The sequence below is a fragment of the Pelagibacterium sp. genome, from assembly GCF_048264985.1.
Taxonomy (GTDB): Bacteria; Pseudomonadota; Alphaproteobacteria; order Rhizobiales; family Devosiaceae; genus Pelagibacterium.
The window spans coordinates 822,711-842,330 of sequence record NZ_JBLXCL010000001.1; the positions used below are offsets into that span (position 1 = coordinate 822,711).

The window sequence follows — 19,620 nt, forward strand, 5'->3', positions numbered from 1 at the left end:
GAGGGCGGGACTTTCTTACATGGTCCGGCCATCAGCGGAAGAGATCCTGGCCCTCGAGTCAGGGCGCCGAAGGAGCAACCGCCCCGGAACCTCTCAGGCACAAGGGACCGCTGAGCCTGGACTATTGCCATAAGGCGAATGTCGCCTTTTGATAGTGGGACAGGCGAAAGAGGTCGGGCGCGTTCTGTGTGAACAGGCTGGTGCCGACCAAAACTCTGGAAAGCGGAAGCACATGCTTCCCACCGACGGGTGTAGCCGGGTTTTGTGGCAAGCAAGCCGCCCGGGAAATCTCTCAGGTTGACCGACAGAGGGGGCACTACGTTACGATGCATTACTGTGCGTCGTCGTGTGGTGCCGTCCATCGCGTAACCCGGAGAGACTCATATGGCCCCCCAGGCCCAGACCGATTTGCTTAGAACGGCGCTTTACGAACGGCACGTCGCCGTCGGCGGCAGGATAGTGGAGTTCGGCGGCTATGCGCTGCCAGTCCAGTATGCCGGGATCGTAGCTGAGCATAACCACACAAGACAGGCGGCCAGCCTGTTCGATGTTTCCCACATGGGGCAGGTGGTTATTACCGGACCTGATCACGCAACCACTATTGCCGCGCTAGAAGCGATTACGCCAGCCGATCTGGTTTCCCTCCAACCCGGACAGATGCGCTATACCGTTCTTCTCAACGATCAGGGCGGAATTGAAGACGATCTCATCATCACTCGACCTGCCGAAGGTCAGGAGCCTGATGGTGTGATGTATATGGTCGTCAATGCTGCGCGCAAGCATCACGATCTCGAGTTTATCAAGACCAGGGCGCCTGCTGATGTGACGTTCGATCTCCGCGATGGTCATGCGCTGATCGCGTTGCAGGGGCCACGTGCCGCCGAAGTTCTTGCCAAGCACTCGGACATTACCGAAAAGCTTGGCTTTATGCAGGCAGGACCGACGCGGATCGGAGGCATTGTCGTCGATGTTTCACGCTCGGGCTATACCGGCGAAGATGGCTTTGAGCTTTCGGTCGCCAACGAGCATGCACCGGCCCTGTTTGATCTTTTGATCGCCAATTCGCTGGTCGAGCCGGCCGGGCTGGGCGCTCGCGACAGCCTTCGCTTGGAAGCTGGATTGTGCCTCTACGGCCACGACATGACCGATAGTGTCGACCCGGTATCGGCCGGCCTGCTCTTTGCCATTGGCAAGCGCCGACGCACCGAAGGCGGTTTTACTGGCGCCGAGGCTATCATGAAGCGTCTGGCCGAAGGTGCCGATGATAAGCGTGTCGGGATACGTTTCGAGGGCCGCCAGCCTGTACGTGAAGGTGCAGAACTCGTTGATAACAGTGGCACCGTTATCGGAAAGATCACATCCGGGACATTTGCGCCCACTGCGCAAGCCTCGATTGCCATGGGCTACGTGCCCGCAGAAATCGCCCGTGAAGGCGAACATGTAACAGCTATGGTGCGGGGTAGGCCGATCGCTGGCACCGTCGCCAAAATGCCGTTTGTTCCCCAGCGCTATTATCGCAAACCGGCCTGATCCAGAAGGAACCTCACAATGACGACACGCTACACAACAGATCACGAATACGTCCGCGCCGAAGGCAAGACAGGCACTGTAGGCATTTCCGCCTTCGCCCAGGAACAGCTTGGCGACATCGTTTTTGTCGAACTGCCGACAGTCGGTACGACGTTCAAAAAGGGCGACGAAGTCGCAGTCGTTGAATCGGTCAAGGCTGCTTCGGAGATTTACGCTCCAGTGTCCGGCACCGTGACCGAAGTCAATGACGCCCTGTCCGACGAACCTGGTCTCATCAATTCCGATCCGGCGGCAGCCGGTTGGATTTTCAAGCTTGAGCTCTCCGATGATGCTGAACTTGAAGCCCTTATGGATGAAGCCGCCTACGCCGATCACACGGCCTAACGCTTTTTGATTGTCGCTCTTGCGCCTTATGGCTCAACGGCAACTTTTCTGGAAACGCCCTGAACCGGAGCCGCGATGCGCTACCTCCCCCATTCCGCTGCCGATCGACAGCATATGCTGTCCACCATCGGTGCGTCTTCTATCGATGATTTGTTCGCCGCGGTGCCCAAATCCGTCCTCGGCACGTTTAGCCCGGATCTGCCGGACCATCAGCCCGAATTTGCCGTCGAGGCACATATGCGTGGGCTGGCCAAGTCCAACCATGCGGCCGGCGATGGGCCCTTCTTTGTCGGGGCGGGCGCTTACCGGCACCACGTTCCGGCTACGGTCGATCATCTGATCCAGCGCTCGGAATGGCTCACCGCATACACGCCCTACCAGCCAGAAATCTCGCAGGGCACCCTCCAGATGCTTTTCGAGTTCCAGACACAGGTCGCAAATCTGACCGGTATGGATGTCGCCAACGCCTCGATGTATGACGGCTCGACAGCAACGGCCGAGGCCGTGCTGATGGCCCGCCGCATCACGCGCAAGAACAAGGTTTTTCTCTCCGGCGGTCTGCATCCGCAGTATCGCGATACGGTTATGACCTATCTTGCCGGAGAAGATGGCCTGGAATGCCTTTCGCCTTCACCTGAAGGGCAGGGCGATATCGTGGACCGCATCGACGACGACACGGCTGCAATCGTCATCCAGACCCCAGATTTTTATGGTCATCTGCGCAATGTTTCAGCATTGGCCGAAGCGGCCCATGAAAAGGGCGCGCTGCTGATCGTTGTGGTCACTGAGATTATCTCGCTTGGGCTTCTTGAAGCGCCCGGAGCCCTTGGCGCCGACATCGTGGTCGCCGAGGGGCAGTCGCTGGGCAATCCGCTGACATTTGGTGGCCCTTATGTTGGGCTTTTGGCTTGCCGCGAAAAGTTTGTGCGCCAGATGCCTGGCCGCTTGTGCGGGGAAACCGTCGATGCGGACGGAGAGCGCGGGTTTGTTTTGACGTTGTCGACTCGTGAGCAACATATACGCCGCGAAAAGGCGACATCGAACATCTGCACCAATGCTGGCCTGTGCGCTCTTGCATTTACCATTCACCTTTCGCTTCTCGGTGAGAGGGGGCTGACACGGCTTGCCAAGCTCAACCATGCGCGGGCGGCAGCTCTCGCCGATGCGCTGGAAGGCGCCGGCATTTCTGTGCTCAACAAGACATTTTTCAACGAAATGACAGTGCGCCTGCCTTCACCTGCCGCGCCCGTGGTTGAAGCGCTGGCTGCGAAAGGTATTCTCGCCGGCCTGCCGGTTTCCCGTCTCGAGCCGGGAAAACCGGACGTTGAAAATCTCATGATCCTGGCTGCAACCGAACTCACTACGGACGCCGATATCTCCGCACTTGTCTATGCCTTGAAGGGAGAAATTGCATGAGCATGAACACCCAGGGGCGCCCAACTGCACCCAACGTTGGCACCGCTGCAGCAAGTGCGGGACCAGCGGCCCTGCTTCCGGCAGAACCATTGCTCTTTGAGATCGGCGACCGCGATCATTCCGGTGTGGATCTTCCAGACATCGAAGTTTCAGACGATCGGCTCGGCGGTCTGCGCCGCAAGAGTGAACTTGATCTGCCCGGCCTGACCGAGCCCGAAGCTATGCGCCATTATGTTCGCCTGTCGCGCCGTAATTATTCGATCGACTCAGGAATGTACCCGCTCGGCTCGTGCACGATGAAGCACAACCCCCGGCTCAATGAGAAGATGGCCCGGCTTCCCGGCTTTGCTGACGTTCATCCTCTGCAGCCTGTGTCCACCGTTAAGGGCGCGCTTGGTGTCATGGAGCAGCTCAGCCATTGGCTGATGGAGCTGACCAACACCGCAGCGGTCGCGCTTTCACCCAAGGCTGGTGCGCATGGCGAACTGTGCGGCATGATGGCTATCAAGGCGGCGCATGAGGCGAAAGGACAGGGACACCGCAAGGTCGTGCTCGTCCCAGAGAGCGCTCACGGTACCAACCCAGCAACCGCGGCATTCCTCGGCTATTTGGTTAAATCGATCGATGCCAATGAAAACGGAACTGTCGACGTAGAAGCGGTAAAGGCCGCGCTGAGCGACGACGTTGCAGCGATCATGCTGACAAATCCCAACACTTGCGGACTTTTCGAGTCGCAGATTATCGAGATCGCGGCTGCCGTCCATGAAGCCGGTGCATATTTCTATTGTGACGGCGCGAATTTCAACGCGATCATGGGCGTGGTCCGTCCCGGCGATCTCGGCATCGATGCCATGCACATCAACCTTCACAAGACGTTCTCAACGCCTCACGGCGGGGGAGGGCCGGGTTCCGGCCCCGTTGTGCTTTCCGAGGCGCTTGCGCCGTTCGCGCCCGTTCCCTTCCTGCGCAGGGACGGCGACAAGATCGATCTCGTCGAACATGCTGACGGCCAGGCATTCGGGCGGTTGACAGCGTTTCACGGGCAAATGGGCATGTATGTCCGTGCCCTGACCTATATGCTCAGTCACGGTGCAGATGGATTGGCCCAGGCAGCGCGCGATGCCGTGCTCAATGCCAACTACCTCAAGGCGCGTCTGGATGATCTGTTCACAGCGCCCTTCGACGGCCAACCTGTCATGCACGAAGTGCTGTTTGATGACGAGTTCTTAAAGGGAACTGGAGTGTCGACCCTCGACTTCGCCAAAGCGATGATCGATGAGGGCTTTCATCCCATGACCATGTATTTCCCGCTGGTCGTACATGGAGCCATGCTTATCGAACCGACCGAAAGCGAATCGCTCCAAACCCTTGATGTTTTTGTAGCTACGATGCGTGAACTTGCTGAAGACGCGCGTGCAGGCAATGCTGAACGGTTCACTTCTGCGCCGATGCGGGCGCCGCTGCGACGGCTTGATGAGACCCGTGCTGCCCGCCAGCCTAGGCTGAAATGGACAGCACCGGCTGACAAGCTTCAGGCCGCGCAATAACAATCGGCCTCCCCGCCACCGGTGGGGAGGCAAAAACACCTTTGATCGGCACGCCAAACCCCTTAAACTTCGACGGTACTAGTCGGAGGGCGTCAATGTCGAATATGAACCCCCACGTGCTTGAGACCTTTCGGTTTCAAGCCGAGGCCTGCCGAAGTCTGGGCTCCCCATTCACCGCCAATTTGTGTGATCTGCTCGCCGAGCGGCTCACTGATTCGTCTCGATTCGGCGCGCGAATTTTGAACTGGCCCGATTCGGCCCGGGCTGATGCAATTGCGTTGCGCGCTACCGGTGCGCTTCATGGCCTTGTTCGCTCGGGTCGTGCGCGGGAACTTGCCTCTTTGTATCCGCCGCTTGAGGCAAAGCCGGACCAGCTCTGGGAAGCTATCGCGACAGCTATCGAAAAACACGACGACTTCCTTCACGATTTTCTTGATAGCCCGCCCCAGACCAATGAGGTGATGCGCTCCTCAGCGCTGCTGGGCATGGCTTTGCGGTTGGCCGAAAGGCTGAAGATGGGTTTGGCGCTTTACGAAATCGGTGCCAGCGCAGGACTTAATCTTGCTTTCGATACCTATCATTACGCTCTGGGCGAAGACCGCGAATGGGGCGAGAGCAATGCATTGGTCAATATCGACAGTGAGTGGCGCGGCCATATTCCGCCGCTCGAAGCGGAGCTGGAGATTGTCAGCCGGGAAGGTTGCGATCGTAATCCGCTGGATCCGCATACGCCCGAGAGTGTCGAGCGACAGCTTGCCTATATCTGGGCCGATCAGCACAATCGCATCGGGCGGGTCTCGGCAGCCCTTTCCGCTGCCGCATCACGGCCCTACGCAGTAGATCGCGCGGATGCGGCCGATTGGGTTGATGCCAAATTGGCAGAAACCGCCAAGCCAGGTGTGGCACGCGTGTTTTTCCACACCATCGTTTGGCAATACCTTCCCGATGCCACAAAGGAGCGGATTGCCGAGTCGTTTGCAGCAGCGGGTGCCGTCGCGACCCAGGAGGCGCCGTTGGTCTGGATGTATATGGAAGCCGAGGGGCATCCCGCTGGGGCCGTGCTCAAGCAAACCGTTTGGCCCGGTGGAGAAAAAGAAACCGTAGGTCTTACCGACTACCATGGCCGCTGGGTCGACTGGTCATAAAGAAAAGCGGCCCTGGAGAATATCCAAGGGCCGCTTTTGAATGCGCTGGTTACGGGTTTACTCAGTCGAGAGCAGCCACTGCGATGATTTCCACCCGCAGATTCGGTGAAGCCAGGCGCGCTTCATAACAGGCGCGCGCCGGGGGATTGGCCGGGTCTATCCATTTGTCATAAACCGAATTCATTGCCGAGAAGTCGGCGATGTTGGTCAGCAACACCTGAACCGAGAGAATCTTGGACTTGCTCGTTCCCGCTTCGGCAAGCAACGCGTCCATTTTCTCAAGGGCTTGCGCTGTCTGGATTTCGATCGTGGCGAATTCATCCTTTGCTACTTGTCCAGCGAGATAGACAGTGTTGCCGTGTTTAACGGCCTGGCTCATGCGTGGGCCGGCACTAAGGCGTTCGATAGTCATGCTGAGGTGTTCCCTTGTCTTCACGTGAAAACGGGCCCCGTAGGGCCCGCAAACTCGACATTGTCTATCGGCTCTAGTTAAGCCGGCTTGCAACGTCTTTGATTGACTGATCGACCAATGCGCCGCCACTGTCCTTGACCTGATCGGCAAGAATAAGCCGCGCGGCTTCGATGGCGACGTCGGCAGACCGAGCGCGAACATCAGCAAGGGCCTGGGCCTCGGCCTGGGCTATCTTGTCTTCTACAGCTTTGGTGCGGCGGGCGACCATGTCTTCGAGTGAAGCTTCGGCTTCCGCAGTCATACGCTCAGCTTCTTCCTGAGCGGCGGCGACGATCTCTTCAGCTTCGCTTTCGGCGGCTTTGCGCTTGCGCTCATATTCCGCCAGAAGGGCCTGTGCTTCCTCACGCAGACGCTTGGCTTCATCAAGATCGGCTTCGATCTTTGCAATGCGCGTGTCGAGCGTCTTGGTGATCATGCCCGGGACCTTGAAGTAGATCACGATCCCAATGAAAATCAGCAGCGAGATAAACGCCCAGAATGTGGCATCGAGTTCCATGTCGGACTACTCCTTGCTGGCCTTGGCGACGGCATCGCGTGCAGCTTTAACCGGCACTTTGCCGACCAGCTGAGCGACGACAGCCTGAGCGGTGTCTGCGGCGATCTCGTCGACGTGTCCCATTGCCTCTGCCTTGGTTGCAGCAATCCGCTCTTCAGCAGATGCAACTTTCTTGGCCAGGTTGGTTTCGACCTTGGTACGAGCTGTATCGAGCTTTGTCTTATTCTCCGCACGGGCCGCTTCGGCGATCGTGTGTGCGTTTGAACGGGCTTCAGCCAGTGCGGCCTCGTAAGACGCGATGGCCTGATCCGTTTTCTGGCGCAGGCGTTCGGCTTCGGCCAGATCGCCTTCGATCCGGTCGCGGCGTTCTTCAAGGATTTCGCCAATCCGGGGCAGCGCAAGCTTTTTCATGACGAAATAAAGCGCGGCGAAGGTAATGGCCAGCCACAAGAGCTGAGAGGGGTATGTCGTGGCATCGAACGGAGGAAACACGCCAGAGACGTGTGCTTCGCCATCTGCGCCGATGACCTCATGGGTTTCGCCGTCGGGAGAATCTTCGAGCGAAATGATGTGGTCCTCGAGCGGCTCAACGGCCTCTTCGAGTGCTGTTTCCTGTGCCTGGACCTGGCTAATCATGCGCTATCCGCCAATTGAAAAGTCTGGTGTGCCGGCCAATGCCGACACATGGCAAGGCAGCCGAAGCGTGCTCCGACCGCCTTCAAATGTGCTGTCGACGATCAATTAGACCGCGAACAGGAGCAGAAGGGCAACCAGGAACGAAAAGATGCCCAGAGCTTCGGTCACGGCGAAGCCGAAAATCAGGTTGCCGGATTGGCTAGGGGCAGCCGACGGGTTGCGCAGGGCACCCGACAGGAAACTCCCGAAGATGTTGGCCACGCCAATGGCGGCGCCGGCCATACCGAAACATGCAATGCCTGCACCGATGTACTTTGCGGCTTCAGCTTCCATTTTGTGATCCTTTCGAAGCTTTGGAACTTAACGAGGTCTAGTGGATATCAATGCGAAGGATGGATCGCATCGTTGAGGTACATGGAGGTCAGAACGGCGAAGACATAAGCCTGAACCGCGGACACCATGAATTCGAGAGCTGTGATTGCTACGCCCATGATGAGCGGCAGCACGGCACCTGCGATGCCTACGGCCCCGAGGGACGCAAGCGAAACAACGAAGCCGGTGAACACTTTAAGTGTAATGTGGCCAGCCAGCATGTTTCCGAACAAACGCACCGAGAGCGAAATGGGACGCGAGAGGAACGAGATAACCTCGATCGGCGTCACGATCGGAACGATGTAACCCGGCACGCCCGAAGGCACGAAGAGCTTGAGGAATTTCGGCCCGTTCTTGATGAAGCCATAGGCCACAACAACGGTCATAACCAGCATGGCAAGCGCGAAGGTCACGATGATCTGGCTGGTGAAGGTGTAGAAGTAAGGGATCATGCCGAACATGTTCCCGATAAAGATGAAAGTGAACAGCGAGAACACGAAGGGGAAAAACTTCATACCTTCGGTTCCGGCGCCACTTCGCACCATATTGGCCACAAATTCGTAGGCCATCTCGCTGGTCAGCTGCCAGCGGTTAGGAACCAACCCGCGTCCACGCGTGGACAGGATAAGATACACGCAGATCGTGATCGTGGTCAAAACCATGAACAACGATGAGTTCGTAAAAGAGAGCGTTATGCCGCTCCCTTCGGTGCCGTCGCCGCCGATGGTCCCGAAGGTGAAGATGTCATAGATGACAAATTGGTGAATCGGATCGTTCGCCAAGGTTCTAAAGCCCCTATCTCGCCCTTCAGTCCACACTATCCGCATCGTTCGATGCGGTTTTTTCTGTATTCAGTTCTGCCACTACACGAGTGACATTCACAATTCCAGCGGCAAAACCCACCATGAACGTGATGAGCAGCGCCCATGGGCTTGTCCCCGCAAACATGTCGATCAGGTATCCAATACCTGAGCCCACAAGGATCGCCGCAACAAACTCGGCACCAATACGCAAACCGCGCGCCAGCGTCGACATGTCGCCCTGCCGGGATGCCTGCTGACTGCCATCGGCGGCCGCACGCGCGTCCTGAGCTTTCCTGATCCGCGCCGCCAGTTCGGAAGTTTCCGATTGGCGCGGGGAAGTCCCGTCCTTGGCCGGTTTGTCGTCGGAATTGGTCACTTCAAAACCACCGCTCCAGCCTAGCCGGACACCCGGCAAGTGGGTGCCTTCAAAGTCGCGCGCACCATAGTTGCGGGGCCCCAAGGTGTCAAGCTGCGCGCGTTGTCAAAAAAGGCCAATAATTCAAATACTTAGGCGATAGTTGTCAGGGTGCGGCATCCCGTCAACGCGCCCATTATGGTAACACGATGGCACGCCGGTGGATTCTCTTGGCGGTTGGGCCTTGCAGCCGGCATGACTATTGGACCGGTCAAGTCACTTGCGTCCTTGCTTTCAGCTCGCTTCAAGAAACGTCTCTGCGGTCCGTAGGTCGACTGAAACGAGTTGGCTCACTCCGCGTTCGGGCATGGTGACGCCGAACAGCCGGTCCATGCGCGCCATGGTAATTGGATTGTGGGTGATGACAACAAACCGTGTCTCAGTGCGCTGACGCATCGATTCCAGGAGATTGCAGAAGCGCTCCACATTGGCATCATCGAGTGGCGCGTCCACCTCGTCGAGTACGCAGATCGGGGCCGGGTTGGTCAGAAACACTGCAAAGATCAGGCTCATCGCCGTCAGCGCCTGCTCTCCACCTGAGAGCAGTGTCATAGTTTGAGGCTTTTTCCCCGGCGGCTTGGCGATGATTTCCAGGCCCGCCTGCAGCGGATCGTCGCTCTCAACGAATGTCAGTTCTGCGGTGCCCCCACCGAACAATGAGGTGAACAGCTCGCGGAAGTGATTGTTGACCTTTTCAAAGGCCTCGTTGAGCCGGGCGCGCCCCTCACGGTTGAGGTTGGAAATTCCGGTCCGGAGTTTGGCGATCGCCGCGATGAGATCTTCGCGGTCAGCTACCATCTTGTCCAGCTTCTCTTCGACCTCCAGGGCTTCCTGTTCGGCCATCAAATTGACCCCACCCAATCGCTCGCGCTCGGCTTTCAGCCGATCGACGCGCGATTCGGTTGCTGATTCTTCGGGCAGGGCAGCTTCGGGCTTGATTCCGGCCGCTTCGGCGGTCTTGTCAGCGGAAATTCCCAGTATTTCTGCGATCTGGCGTTCAATCTGCTGGCGAGACGCGATGTTGCCCTTGAGACGCTCCTCGACCCGTGCCATTTCCGCGCGCGTGTCGGCGAGCCCTTCGGCGGCGAGACGCGCTGCCTTGTCTGCCTCGCGAAATGCGCCCTGAGCTTCGTTGAGCTTGTCCGATGCGCGCTTGCGGGCATATTCTGCATCTTCTATCTGGTCTTCGAGTTCGGCACGCCTGATGTCGAAAGCATCGGGAGTCGCGTTGAGGTCGGAGATCTGTATCGCGATTTCGCCCTTGCGCCGCTCTAGCGTTTCAATCTGACTTTGCGCTCCTGCCTGCCGCCGCTGCCAGCTTTCAAGTTCCTGCGCAATCCGCGATAGCCGCGATGCGCGCATCTGCGAAGCGCTTTCAAAGCCTGCTAGCCGCACGCGGGCCTGTTCGGCAGCTTCGCGCAGATTGACCAGCGTGCGCTGTCGGGTTTCGGCCTCGCGTACGGCATCGCCTTCGGCTCCGAGCTCTTCGAGAGCTGCCTGCGCGTCTTCGGCAATTGCGACGGCTTCGGCCAGGCTTTCTTCGATTCGGACGCGCGATTCTGCCAATGCGGTACGGCGCGCTGTCAGCTCAGCCAAATTCTTGTGCGCAGAGTCGACACCGGCCTGGGCCGCGGCGATGCCCCGCTGGGCTTCTCGCCATGCGGCCCTGCGGGCAATTTCGGCTTCTCGCGTCGTTTCCACCCGGGTGCGTAATCCCGATATTTTCGCCTGCGCTTCATTGCGCGCAGCGCGCAGACTGGTGATTTCGCTATCGAGGTCAGCCAGTCTGTTGCGTTGGGACAGTCGTTGGGCTGCAGCGCTCGGGGCGTCCGGCTTTGCTACAAAACCATCCCAGCGCCAGAGTCCACCGTCGACACTGACCAGACGTTGACCTGGCTTGAGCAATGCCATGAGCCGTTCGCCCTCGGCAGCGCTATAGACGATGCCGATTTGGTCGAGGCGCCGTTTGAGCAAAGGCGTCCCCGAAACATGAACCGATAGCGCTGGAACGCCCTCGGGCAATGCTGGGTCGTCTGGCCCTTTACTCTGCGTCCAATACAGCGGCGCCGCTGAGTCGTCTGAAGCTTCGAGATCATCGCCCAATGCTGCGCCAAGTGCCGTTTCCATGCCTGGCGCAACACGTAGGGCATCCACGATCGCCGGCCAGAGTGATCCACCATCGACATTGAGAATTCGCGCAAGTGTCTCTGCCTCGCTCTCTAGTCGATGAAGCTTGCCTTCTGTCTCGGCCAGTTGTGGCTGGGCGCTTTCGAGCGCATCGACGGCCTCGGCGGTTTCGAGCTCAGCTGTTTCGACCTCGGCTTCGGCAATGGCAAATGCTTCCAGCACTTCGTCAAGCCTGGCTTGTCGCTCCGCAAGCGTGTGGTCGGCTGCCAGGCTCTCTTCAAGTGCAGCGACATCGCGCATGAGATCAGATTGCTGTGATTGCAGCCGCCCGACACGTTGGCTGGATTCTTCTGCGGCCCGGGTGGCTTGTGCCCGTTGGGCACGAATGGCCGCAACAGCGTCGGCGGCTGAGCGTGCCGCAGCTTCCGCCTCGTCGAGCGCAGCGCGCGCTTCGTCTGCCTGGGCGCGGGCCATCTCGCTTGCTTCGCTCTCGGCTTCGGCAGTCTCAGCCAACTCCAGACGCTCGGCTTCAAGAGTTTCGATCAGCCCGTCACTATCGCCGATCAGCGCTGATTCGCGCTCGATATCGGTGTCGATCTGCTTGAGCCGGTCATCAAGTTCTGCGCGTCTCGAATTGGCCCGCCGTAATTCCTCCTCGAGTTGTCCCCGCAATATAGTCAAGCGCTGCAGTACAGCGCCTGCTGCAGCATCGGCGTCGCGCAAAGGCTGAATCTCGGCGTCCATCGCCTCGACTAGCTTTTTGGCCTGATGTTCGAGGTGGGAGGCGTCGGCCAATTGGCTGATCAGGCGTCCCTGTTGAGCTTCTGTTTCCTTTTCAGCATAACGGGTTTTGACCCAGCGGATGTGATAAAGCGTTGCTTCGGCGCGCCTGATATCGCCCGAAAGCGCGCGATAGCGGGTAGCTTGCCGAGCCTGCCGTTTGAGCGTTTCAAGCTGCACTTCGACCTGGGCGATAATGTCGTCGACGCGTTCAAGATTTTGTTCTGCGGCCCTTAGCCGTAACTCGGCTTCATGGCGGCGAGAATGCAGACCGGAAATACCGGCTGCTTCTTCAAGCAATGCGCGTCGCTGGGTTGGCTTGGCGGCAATCAGTTCGCCAATTTGGCCTTGCCGTACAAGGGCAGGGGAATGGGCACCAGTCGAAGCGTCGGCAAACATCAGCTGCACGTCGCGCGCGCGAACGTCGCGGCCATTGATGCGATAGACCGATCCCTGCTCGCGTTCGATGCGGCGTGAAATTTCTATGGTGTCGGCAGTATTGAACGCCTGCGGTGCCGTGCGGTCGGAATTGTCGAGTACGACAGTAACTTCTGCAGAATTTCGGGCTGGACGATTGCCCGAACCCGAAAAGATCACGTCATCCATGCCCGACGCGCGCATGGCCTTGTATGAACTTTCGCCCATCACCCAGCGCAGTGCTTCAACGAGATTGGATTTTCCACACCCATTGGGGCCGACGACCCCGGTAATGCCGGGTTCGAGAACCAATTCAACGGGATCGGTAAAGGATTTGAAGCCCAGGAGCTTGAGGCGCGAAAATTTCATTCCGCGCCTCGCAAAGGAGCAGAACTAGAGGCGGTTCTCGATTTCGGCGGAAAGCCCTGCATAGTCGGGTGTGCCCTCGAACTTATCCCCGTTGATATAGAATGTCGGTGTGCCCTGCAGTCCGAATTCATTGAGTGCCTGCTCGCGGGTCGCTTCGATAGCAGCCAACAATTCCTGGTCGGTCAAGACTTCCTCGAACCTTTCCTGTGTAAACCCGAACTGTTCGGCGATATCGAAGATCGCCTGGCGCGGATTTTCACTGGCAGCCCAAACATTCTGGCTTTCCATATAGGCGCTGAGAATTTCGTTGTACTGTTCGCCCGAGGCTTCGGCCACCATGAAAATGGCAAGGTCGAGTACGTTGCGGCGGAACGGGCGGGCTATAAAGCGGATGCGACCGGTGTCGATATATTCTTCCTTGAGCTGGGGCAGCGCGGTCATGTGAAAGGCGGCGCAATGCGGGCAGGTGGGGGAAACGTACTCGACGACAGTCAGCTCAGCGTCCACACCGCCCATCGGCCGGTCGGCGAGTGGGGGATTGTTGATCGCATCACCATTTATCGGTTCGATTGCCGATCCGTCATAGAGCGCGACATCGCCTTCCGGAGCGGTTTCTGTGACGACATTGGCGGTGACTTCGGCTTCAGCGTTGGATTCACTGCACCCGTAGATCAGAGTGGCAAGCCCGACGCTGGATCCGGCGAGTAGTAGGCTTCTGCGATTGAGCGACAATGTTTTGCTCCTTAATGGCTAAATAAATTCCAGCGCACACTACACCGGGCGATTCCGGCGGCAAGGGGGCAAGGCGTTCACATGCCGGTGAAACCGACGATAAACCGCTTCATTGTCCCCAGCGAACATCAAATGATCGGCTATCTATCGCGTTTTGCCAAAACACCCCGCCCCAGTTTTTGCAAGGCTTCGCGCAGCCCATCATCCTCGATACCGCCTGTCTGGGCCTTGATGGCCTCGAGCGTTGCCAGCGGCAATTGCGTTGATTTTGCCGGTATCGGTTTTTCTGCGATCAGCGGCATTGGCGACAAGCGTACCGACCCCACGATCAAATAGCCGAAATACCGGTTTACCGCCGAGGCTATGGTTTGCGCTTCGTGGGTCAGCGCCAACCCATGACCCTCAAGACACCGGAGGTGGAGGATCGCGCCCTCCGGGTCGGGTCGATCGCGGCGCGGCCAGACCAGCTTGTCAGGCATGGAAATCTTGTCCCACGGCGCGGGTGCTATCGTTTGCCAATGGCTGATCAGGTCGCGACCGGCAAATCCGCGCTTTTTCAATGCGGGATCGAGCGTCTTGCCGATCATGTCACCCAATTGCACAGTGCGGTTGCTGCGCTTTGGCGTCGAAGTTTTGCTGGTCATGCTTGCGCCAATGTCCTTTGGCTCTGTAGGTGTTCATTATGGCTCAAACAGCCTCCATGCAACATGCCGCGCATTTTCAGGACTGGGGGAAACCAGGTGTCCGGTTGGAAACTGCGACAAAAACAAGAGTTCAGATCAAATTGAGCGGTGCGCAGATAAGCGAAGAAAATCCAGATGATGCAGCGCTTGACGCCAATGCAGTGCTCGGTTGGTATGATCGTCACGCGCGCGATCTTCCTTGGCGCGTTCCGCCCGCTGAGCGTGCGCGCGGGGTCTTACCCAATCCCTATTTTGTTTGGCTGAGCGAGATCATGCTTCAGCAGACGACCATTGCCGCAGTGCGGAAATATTTCGCTGCTTTCACGGCGCTTTGGCCCACTGTCCAAAATCTCGCCGCAGCCCGCCTTGATGATGTGCTCGTCCAATGGGCCGGGCTTGGCTATTACGCCCGCGCTCGAAATCTCCATGCTTGCGCTATTGCGGTGGTTGAACACCATGGCGGCGTGTTCCCGAGAACTGCCGCTGCTCTGCGCGAATTGCCTGGCATCGGTGACTACACAAGTGCGGCCATCGCCGCCATCTGTCATGACGAGCCTGTCGCAGTGGTCGATGGCAATGTAGATCGTGTCGTGTCCCGCTATATTGCGCTGCCCAAGCCGGTCCGTGAGGAAAAGCCCCTGGTCCGGGCCACTGTGCAAAGCGCCGTGCCAGAGCGGGCAGGTGACTTTGCGCAGGCCATGATGGATCTGGGGGCCACGATCTGTGCACCGCGACGCGCCAATTGCCTTTTGTGCCCGCTGGAAACTGGCTGCAAGGGGACAAGAACCGGCAGCCCGCTTGCCTTCCCGGTTCCGCCGGTGAAGGCGGTCCGACCCACGCGTTACGGTCATGCTTTCGTTATTTTCCATCCGGAGGGCAAGATCTTCCTTCGCCAGCGTGGGCCGAAAGGGTTGCTGGCGAAGATGACCGAAGTTCCGGGCAGCGAATGGACTTCTCAAGAGACGGAGCCCGATTTTCCCTTTGAAGCGAAGTGGAAAAGTGTTGGATCTATCGAGCATGTCTTTACCCATTTCCGTCTCATCGTCGAAGTCTGGACGATCACGCGCGATCATCCGCTTGACGAAGGCTGGTGGGCCAGCATGGCTGCGCTCGATAATGAAGCACTGCCCAGCGTTTTCAAAAAAATGCTCAAGGCGGCCGGGGCGATGAAATAGCCCCGGCTAAGCGCTACACCGGATGGCCATCATACTGTTTCGCCTCGTCGCAGATCCCGTACCAGGCCGGCTTTTCACAAACAAACTCGTGAAAACTGTTTCTGACCTCGATTTCGCTATCAAGGGTATTTGCCGCGATGGGAAAGCTCTCGTCCTGTGAGAGGATTTCGCCAAGCGACGTTCCGCATATGCCACAGAAACAACGCCCGTACTTATAGGGTGGTGTCGGTGCATACAGTTCAACCTTGTCGCGACCTTGAATCCATTCCAGGTCCTCTTTCCTGACAAACACAAGGACACTGGCGCCTACCTTGCGGCAACGCGTGCAGTGGCAAGTCCCCATCATGGTCGGCTCCGCCAACAGAGTAAATCGGACTGCCCCGCAGCAACAACTTCCGCCAATCATTACCATCTCCCTTGAATCGATCCTGCAATTATTCAAGAACAATGCGTGAACATTTTAAATTTCGCAACCAGCGGGTCGAGGGCAGTTTTGGCAAAAAAAAGCCCCCGGTGGAGACCGGGGGCGAGAATGCCTGACTGATTGGAGGTCGAAATCAGGCAGAAAGCTTGTACATGCGAGTTCGAACGTCCTCGCGAAGGGTGTCGAGGGGCATCAGCTTGGAGCCATCCTCATAGTGCCAAAAGGTCCAGCCATTGCAGGCTTCAAAGCCTTGCACGAGAGCGCCGACACGGTGGATCGAACCACTTTTGTCGTCGCTGACCAGTGAACCGTCAGCACGAACCACGGCAGAGTAACGCCGCCCGGCACCGAAAAGTTTCGTACCCGGTGCAATCAATCCTTGCTCGATTAGTGAGCCGAATGGGATGCGCGGGGCAGACCGCTTGGGTACGGTCGTTTCAATGGCAGCTAAATCGTGCGGTTTGATGGCGGCAATGCGTTTCAAAGCTGCATTTATGTAGGCGTTTTCGCGCTCGATGCCGATGAAATGACGGCCCAACTTCTTGGCGACGGCGCCCGTAGTTCCTGTGCCGAAGAAGGGATCGAGTACGACGTCCCCCGGCTTTGTTGTTGCCATCAGCACGCGATAAAGCAGAGCTTCCGGCTTTTGGGTAGGATGGACCTTCTCATCGTTTGCGTCTTTGAGGCGTTCGCCGCCTGTGCAGATCGGAAACAGCCAGTCCGAACGCATTTGAGTATCGTCATTGGAAAGCTTCAGCGCTTCATAATTGAAGGTGGGTCGGCTTTTCTGGCTGCGCGAAGCCCAGATAAGCGTCTCATGCGCATTGGTGAACCGCGTTCCTCTGAAGTTGGGCATCGGATTTGCCTTGCGCCACACGACGTCATTGAGCATCCAGAATCCGAGATCCTGAAGTGCAGCGCCAACCCGGAATATATTATGGTACGAGCCAATCACCCAGATCGCGCCATTAGGCTTGAGTATCCGGCGGGCTGCTGCCATCCAGGCGCGGGTGAAATTGTCGTAATGGGCAAAGCTCTCAAACTTGTCCCACTCGTCATCGACCGCATCGACTTTTGATTGGTCGGGCCGGGTCAGCCCGTCTTCGAGCTGAAGGTTGTATGGGGGATCTGCGAAGATGAGATCGACCGAGGCTTCGGGAAGCGCATTCATATGCGCGATGCAGTCACCGACTAATATTGTGTCGATGGGGAGGTGGCCTTCAAAAGCCTCCGGCGCGCGCATCCGCGCCGCTGAACCTGTACGCAACATACTGATAACCCTAACGCAAAACTAACACGCCATTTGTACCGCGTTAGGGTTAAGCGCCGCCTAAATGTTAGGGTTAACAGGAGGTTAGCGACGTCTATTAGCGCTGCGCAGCGCGTACTGGAGCAAAGCTCATCCGATGCAGATCGCACGGTCCATGAGTGGCAAGCGCTTCAAGATGCAGTGCAGTGCCATACCCTTTGTGCTGACCGAAACGGTAGTGGGGTAGTCCGTTATCCATAACCTGGCACATTCGGTCGCGCACCACCTTGGCCACAATCGATGCTGCAGCGATTGAAAGCGATTTTCCGTCGCCTCCAATCACGAATTGCCCGGAGCAGGAAAGGCCCTCGGGCACATCGCGGCCGTCGACCAGCGCAAGGTCTGAGCGGACGGGCAGGGCATCAAGCGCCTGGCACATGGCCCACAACGTTGCCCCGCGAATGTTGAGCCTGTCGATAAGTTCGACCGGGGCTGCACAAAATCCGACATGCGCTGTCGCCATGATCTGGGCAAACAGAGCTTCGCGCTTTTCTTCAGTCAGTTTTTTGGAATCGTTGAGCCCGACCGGTATTGTCTGTCGGTTCAGAACCACGGCAGCTGCGACGACCGGGCCAGCCAGTGGCCCCCGGCCTGCCTCGTCGATGCCTGCTACCATAGTGCTGCCTGCAGCAAGTGCGGCAGCTTCCAGCGCGTAGCTGGGCGCACTAACTATGGTGTTTATTTTCGAATCAGATCTGGCCATTGGACAAACCAATCTGATTTTCAGCGTCCGATAAAGGTCATTCAATCAGTCCGGGCCGATACCCATGCTCGCCGCCAATCCGGCGCATCGTAAGGCTCGGGCCAATATTCGGTTATTTTCACGATGCGATCATCAGCGCATTCAAAGATCGATACGGCGAAGGCATTAGTGGTCCCGTCGGATATTGCGGTCTCAGTGACCGCGCGCTCGCCGGCGCCAATCAAGCGTTTAATTGAAAACTGCCATTTACCATTGGCGGGATAGGCTGCGTTTAGGGCGACGAAGTCCTCGGCCGAACTTATTACCTCACCCGATTGCGGCCAAACGATCTCGATGTTGTCAGCAAACAGTTCAGCGGCGAGGGACCATTGATTGGTGTTCATCCGACACCAGAACTCCTGCGCAAGTGCTGCCGCATCTGTCACGCAACATCTCCTCGTTCAATTGAAAATAGAAAATGCTCAGCTCAACGCCATCAAAGTGCCGGCGTTCGTGCCCACGCCGCCCTCCAATCAGAACAAGCTAAGCTGCGCCGTTTCCTTTTGCGGGTGAGCAAACAGATCGGTTCGCAAAGGCATTGCATCTTCCTCAAGTCCAAGCCGGGAAATTGCCTTGTCAAATCGCTGTTGCATGAGCACGGCATAAGGACCCTCACCGGTGAACCGGGACCCAAACCGTGGGTCATTGTCATGTCCGCCACGATAATCGCGTACGAGATTCATCACATGCTTGACCTTGTCCGGGTAGGTCTTGAGCAGCCATTCCCGGAAAATGTCGCGCACTTCGCCGGGCAGACGTAAAAGTATCATTGAGGCGGTGCTGGCCCCCTGAGCCTTGCCGGCATCAAGAATGCGTTCAAGTTCGTGATCGTTTACCGCCGGAATCATCGGCGCCGCCATAATGCGCGTTGGGATGCCAGATTCCGAAAGTAGCTTGATGGCTTCGAGCCGCCGCGACGGCGTAGACGCCCTGGGCTCCATGAAACGCGACAGCTTATGGTCCATAGAGGTCACCGAAATGCCAACGGAAACCAGACCGAGCTTATTGAGCTTTGTCAGGATGTCGAGATCGCGCACGATCAGCGCGGATTTGGTGACGATCGTCACCGGATGCCTGGCTTCGAGCAGCACCTTGAGCACCGAACGCATGATCTTGTATTTGCGTTCGAGCGGCTGATAGGGGTCGGTATTGGTGCCGATGGCGATGGGTTTTGCCTTGTAGCGCGGATTGGAAAGCTCAGCCCGCAGCAATTCGGCCGCATTGACCTTCACATAAATATCGCGCTCGAAATCGACGCCGGCCGAATGGCCGAGATAGGCGTGGGTCGGCCTCGCGAAGCAATAAGAACATCCGTGTTCGCAGCCCCGATAGGGATTGATTGATCGATCGAACCCTATGTCGGGGGAGACGTTTTTCGTGATGATCGACTTGGCACGCTCTATATGTTCGCGCGTTTCGAACCCTTCATCGGGTTCAGGCTCCCAGCCATCGGCGAACATTTCGCGCTTGTGGGGCTCAAAACGCCCGCTTTCATTGCTGGCCGCCCCGCGGCCACGCAGTTTGGGCGTCTCCAGCATAGGACGGCTCAATAGGTCCACATCGCGTGTGCCGAACAGCCGCCGTCTGGCTTCGCTGCGACTTGCACTGTTTCCCATTTCGGCCACGGCCAGCGCTCCCATCGTAAA

Annotated in this window: 20 protein-coding genes and 2 riboswitches; of the genes, 6 read left to right on the forward strand and 14 right to left on the reverse strand. The window is 57.8% G+C overall.

Annotated features, from left to right (window positions below):
- Nucleotides 1-25: 25 nt before the first annotated feature.
- Nucleotides 26-120: riboswitch (glycine riboswitch) on the forward strand.
- A gap of 85 nt (nt 121-205) precedes the next feature.
- Nucleotides 206-318, forward strand: a riboswitch (glycine riboswitch).
- A 66-nt stretch (nt 319-384) separates the two neighbouring features.
- The 5 genes from gcvT (at nt 385) to ACN0TA_RS04110 (ending at nt 6,022) form a co-directional block, all read left to right on the forward strand.
- On the forward strand, nt 385-1,530 hold the full coding sequence (gene gcvT, locus ACN0TA_RS04090; RefSeq protein WP_417580076.1) for a glycine cleavage system aminomethyltransferase GcvT: 1,146 nt from the start codon (nt 385-387) through the stop codon (nt 1,528-1,530).
- An 18-nt stretch (nt 1,531-1,548) separates the two neighbouring features.
- Complete coding sequence (gene gcvH, locus ACN0TA_RS04095) at nt 1,549-1,914, forward strand: glycine cleavage system protein GcvH (protein ID WP_417580078.1); 366 nt, start codon at nt 1,549-1,551, stop codon at nt 1,912-1,914.
- Between the two features lie 75 nt (nt 1,915-1,989).
- On the forward strand, nt 1,990-3,330 hold the full coding sequence (gcvPA, locus tag ACN0TA_RS04100) for an aminomethyl-transferring glycine dehydrogenase subunit GcvPA (protein ID WP_417580080.1): 1,341 nt from the start codon (nt 1,990-1,992) through the stop codon (nt 3,328-3,330).
- Nucleotides 3,327-4,877 (forward strand): aminomethyl-transferring glycine dehydrogenase subunit GcvPB, encoded by a 1,551-nt coding sequence (gene gcvPB / locus ACN0TA_RS04105; RefSeq protein WP_417580082.1) that lies wholly within the window; start codon nt 3,327-3,329, stop codon nt 4,875-4,877. The genes gcvPA and gcvPB overlap by 4 nt, the downstream gene beginning before the upstream one ends.
- 95 nt (nt 4,878-4,972) lie before the next feature.
- Nucleotides 4,973-6,022, forward strand: coding sequence for a DUF2332 domain-containing protein (locus ACN0TA_RS04110; RefSeq protein WP_417580084.1), 1,050 nt, complete (start codon nt 4,973-4,975; stop codon nt 6,020-6,022).
- Between the two features lie 61 nt (nt 6,023-6,083).
- Here the strand turns inward: ACN0TA_RS04110 and ACN0TA_RS04115 are convergent, their stop codons facing one another.
- The 9 genes from ACN0TA_RS04115 to ACN0TA_RS04155 all read right to left on the reverse strand — a co-directional run bounded on the left by ACN0TA_RS04115 (nt 6,084) and on the right by ACN0TA_RS04155 (nt 14,285).
- A complete protein-coding gene (locus ACN0TA_RS04115; protein WP_417580086.1) occupies nt 6,084-6,434 on the reverse strand; it encodes a RidA family protein in 351 nt (116 codons plus the stop codon).
- A gap of 73 nt (nt 6,435-6,507) precedes the next feature.
- Nucleotides 6,508-6,990, reverse strand: coding sequence for an ATP F0F1 synthase subunit B (locus tag ACN0TA_RS04120; protein ID WP_417580088.1), 483 nt, complete (start codon nt 6,988-6,990; stop codon nt 6,508-6,510).
- A 6-nt stretch (nt 6,991-6,996) separates the two neighbouring features.
- Nucleotides 6,997-7,626: a F0F1 ATP synthase subunit B gene (locus tag ACN0TA_RS04125; RefSeq protein WP_417580090.1), complete on the reverse strand. Its 630-nt coding sequence runs from the start codon at nt 7,624-7,626 to the stop codon at nt 6,997-6,999.
- 105 nt (nt 7,627-7,731) lie between these two features.
- Nucleotides 7,732-7,959, reverse strand: a complete 228-nt coding sequence (locus tag ACN0TA_RS04130) for a F0F1 ATP synthase subunit C (protein WP_090593351.1) — start codon at nt 7,957-7,959, stop codon at nt 7,732-7,734.
- Nucleotides 7,960-8,006: 47 nt separating this feature from the next.
- Nucleotides 8,007-8,780, reverse strand: coding sequence for a F0F1 ATP synthase subunit A (locus ACN0TA_RS04135; RefSeq protein ID WP_417580092.1), 774 nt, complete (start codon nt 8,778-8,780; stop codon nt 8,007-8,009).
- Nucleotides 8,781-8,805: 25 nt separating this feature from the next.
- A complete protein-coding gene (locus ACN0TA_RS04140; RefSeq protein ID WP_417580094.1) occupies nt 8,806-9,261 on the reverse strand; it encodes an AtpZ/AtpI family protein in 456 nt (151 codons plus the stop codon).
- Nucleotides 9,262-9,450: 189 nt separating this feature from the next.
- Entirely contained in the window at nt 9,451-12,909 is a 3,459-nt protein-coding gene (locus ACN0TA_RS04145) for an AAA family ATPase (RefSeq protein WP_417580096.1), read from the reverse strand.
- A gap of 24 nt (nt 12,910-12,933) precedes the next feature.
- Complete coding sequence (locus ACN0TA_RS04150) at nt 12,934-13,641, reverse strand: DsbA family protein (RefSeq protein ID WP_417580098.1); 708 nt, start codon at nt 13,639-13,641, stop codon at nt 12,934-12,936.
- 140 nt (nt 13,642-13,781) lie between these two features.
- Nucleotides 13,782-14,285: a DUF721 domain-containing protein gene (locus ACN0TA_RS04155; RefSeq protein ID WP_417580100.1), complete on the reverse strand. Its 504-nt coding sequence runs from the start codon at nt 14,283-14,285 to the stop codon at nt 13,782-13,784.
- A 140-nt stretch (nt 14,286-14,425) separates the two neighbouring features.
- Here ACN0TA_RS04155 and ACN0TA_RS04160 point away from each other — a divergent pair, with 140 nt between their 5' ends.
- Nucleotides 14,426-15,499, forward strand: a complete 1,074-nt coding sequence (locus ACN0TA_RS04160) for an A/G-specific adenine glycosylase (protein WP_417580102.1) — start codon at nt 14,426-14,428, stop codon at nt 15,497-15,499.
- A gap of 13 nt (nt 15,500-15,512) precedes the next feature.
- On the opposite strand, the gene ACN0TA_RS04165 is transcribed toward ACN0TA_RS04160, so the two are convergent.
- The 5 genes from ACN0TA_RS04165 to ACN0TA_RS04185 all read right to left on the reverse strand — a co-directional run bounded on the left by ACN0TA_RS04165 (nt 15,513) and on the right by ACN0TA_RS04185 (nt 19,590).
- Nucleotides 15,513-15,845, reverse strand: coding sequence for a GFA family protein (locus ACN0TA_RS04165; RefSeq protein ID WP_417580104.1), 333 nt, complete (start codon nt 15,843-15,845; stop codon nt 15,513-15,515).
- A 211-nt stretch (nt 15,846-16,056) separates the two neighbouring features.
- Nucleotides 16,057-17,199 carry a site-specific DNA-methyltransferase gene (locus ACN0TA_RS04170; RefSeq protein ID WP_417582048.1) on the reverse strand — a complete coding sequence of 381 codons (1,143 nt, stop codon included), beginning with the start codon at nt 17,197-17,199 and terminating at the stop codon, nt 16,057-16,059.
- Between the two features lie 91 nt (nt 17,200-17,290).
- Nucleotides 17,291-17,935 (reverse strand): ribonuclease HII, encoded by a 645-nt coding sequence (locus tag ACN0TA_RS04175; protein WP_417580106.1) that lies wholly within the window; start codon nt 17,933-17,935, stop codon nt 17,291-17,293.
- 41 nt (nt 17,936-17,976) lie between these two features.
- On the reverse strand, nt 17,977-18,360 hold the full coding sequence (locus ACN0TA_RS04180) for a nuclear transport factor 2 family protein (RefSeq protein ID WP_417580107.1): 384 nt from the start codon (nt 18,358-18,360) through the stop codon (nt 17,977-17,979).
- Between the two features lie 87 nt (nt 18,361-18,447).
- On the reverse strand, nt 18,448-19,590 hold the full coding sequence (locus ACN0TA_RS04185; RefSeq protein WP_417582050.1) for a PA0069 family radical SAM protein: 1,143 nt from the start codon (nt 19,588-19,590) through the stop codon (nt 18,448-18,450).
- Between the last annotated feature and the right edge of the window lie 30 nt (nt 19,591-19,620).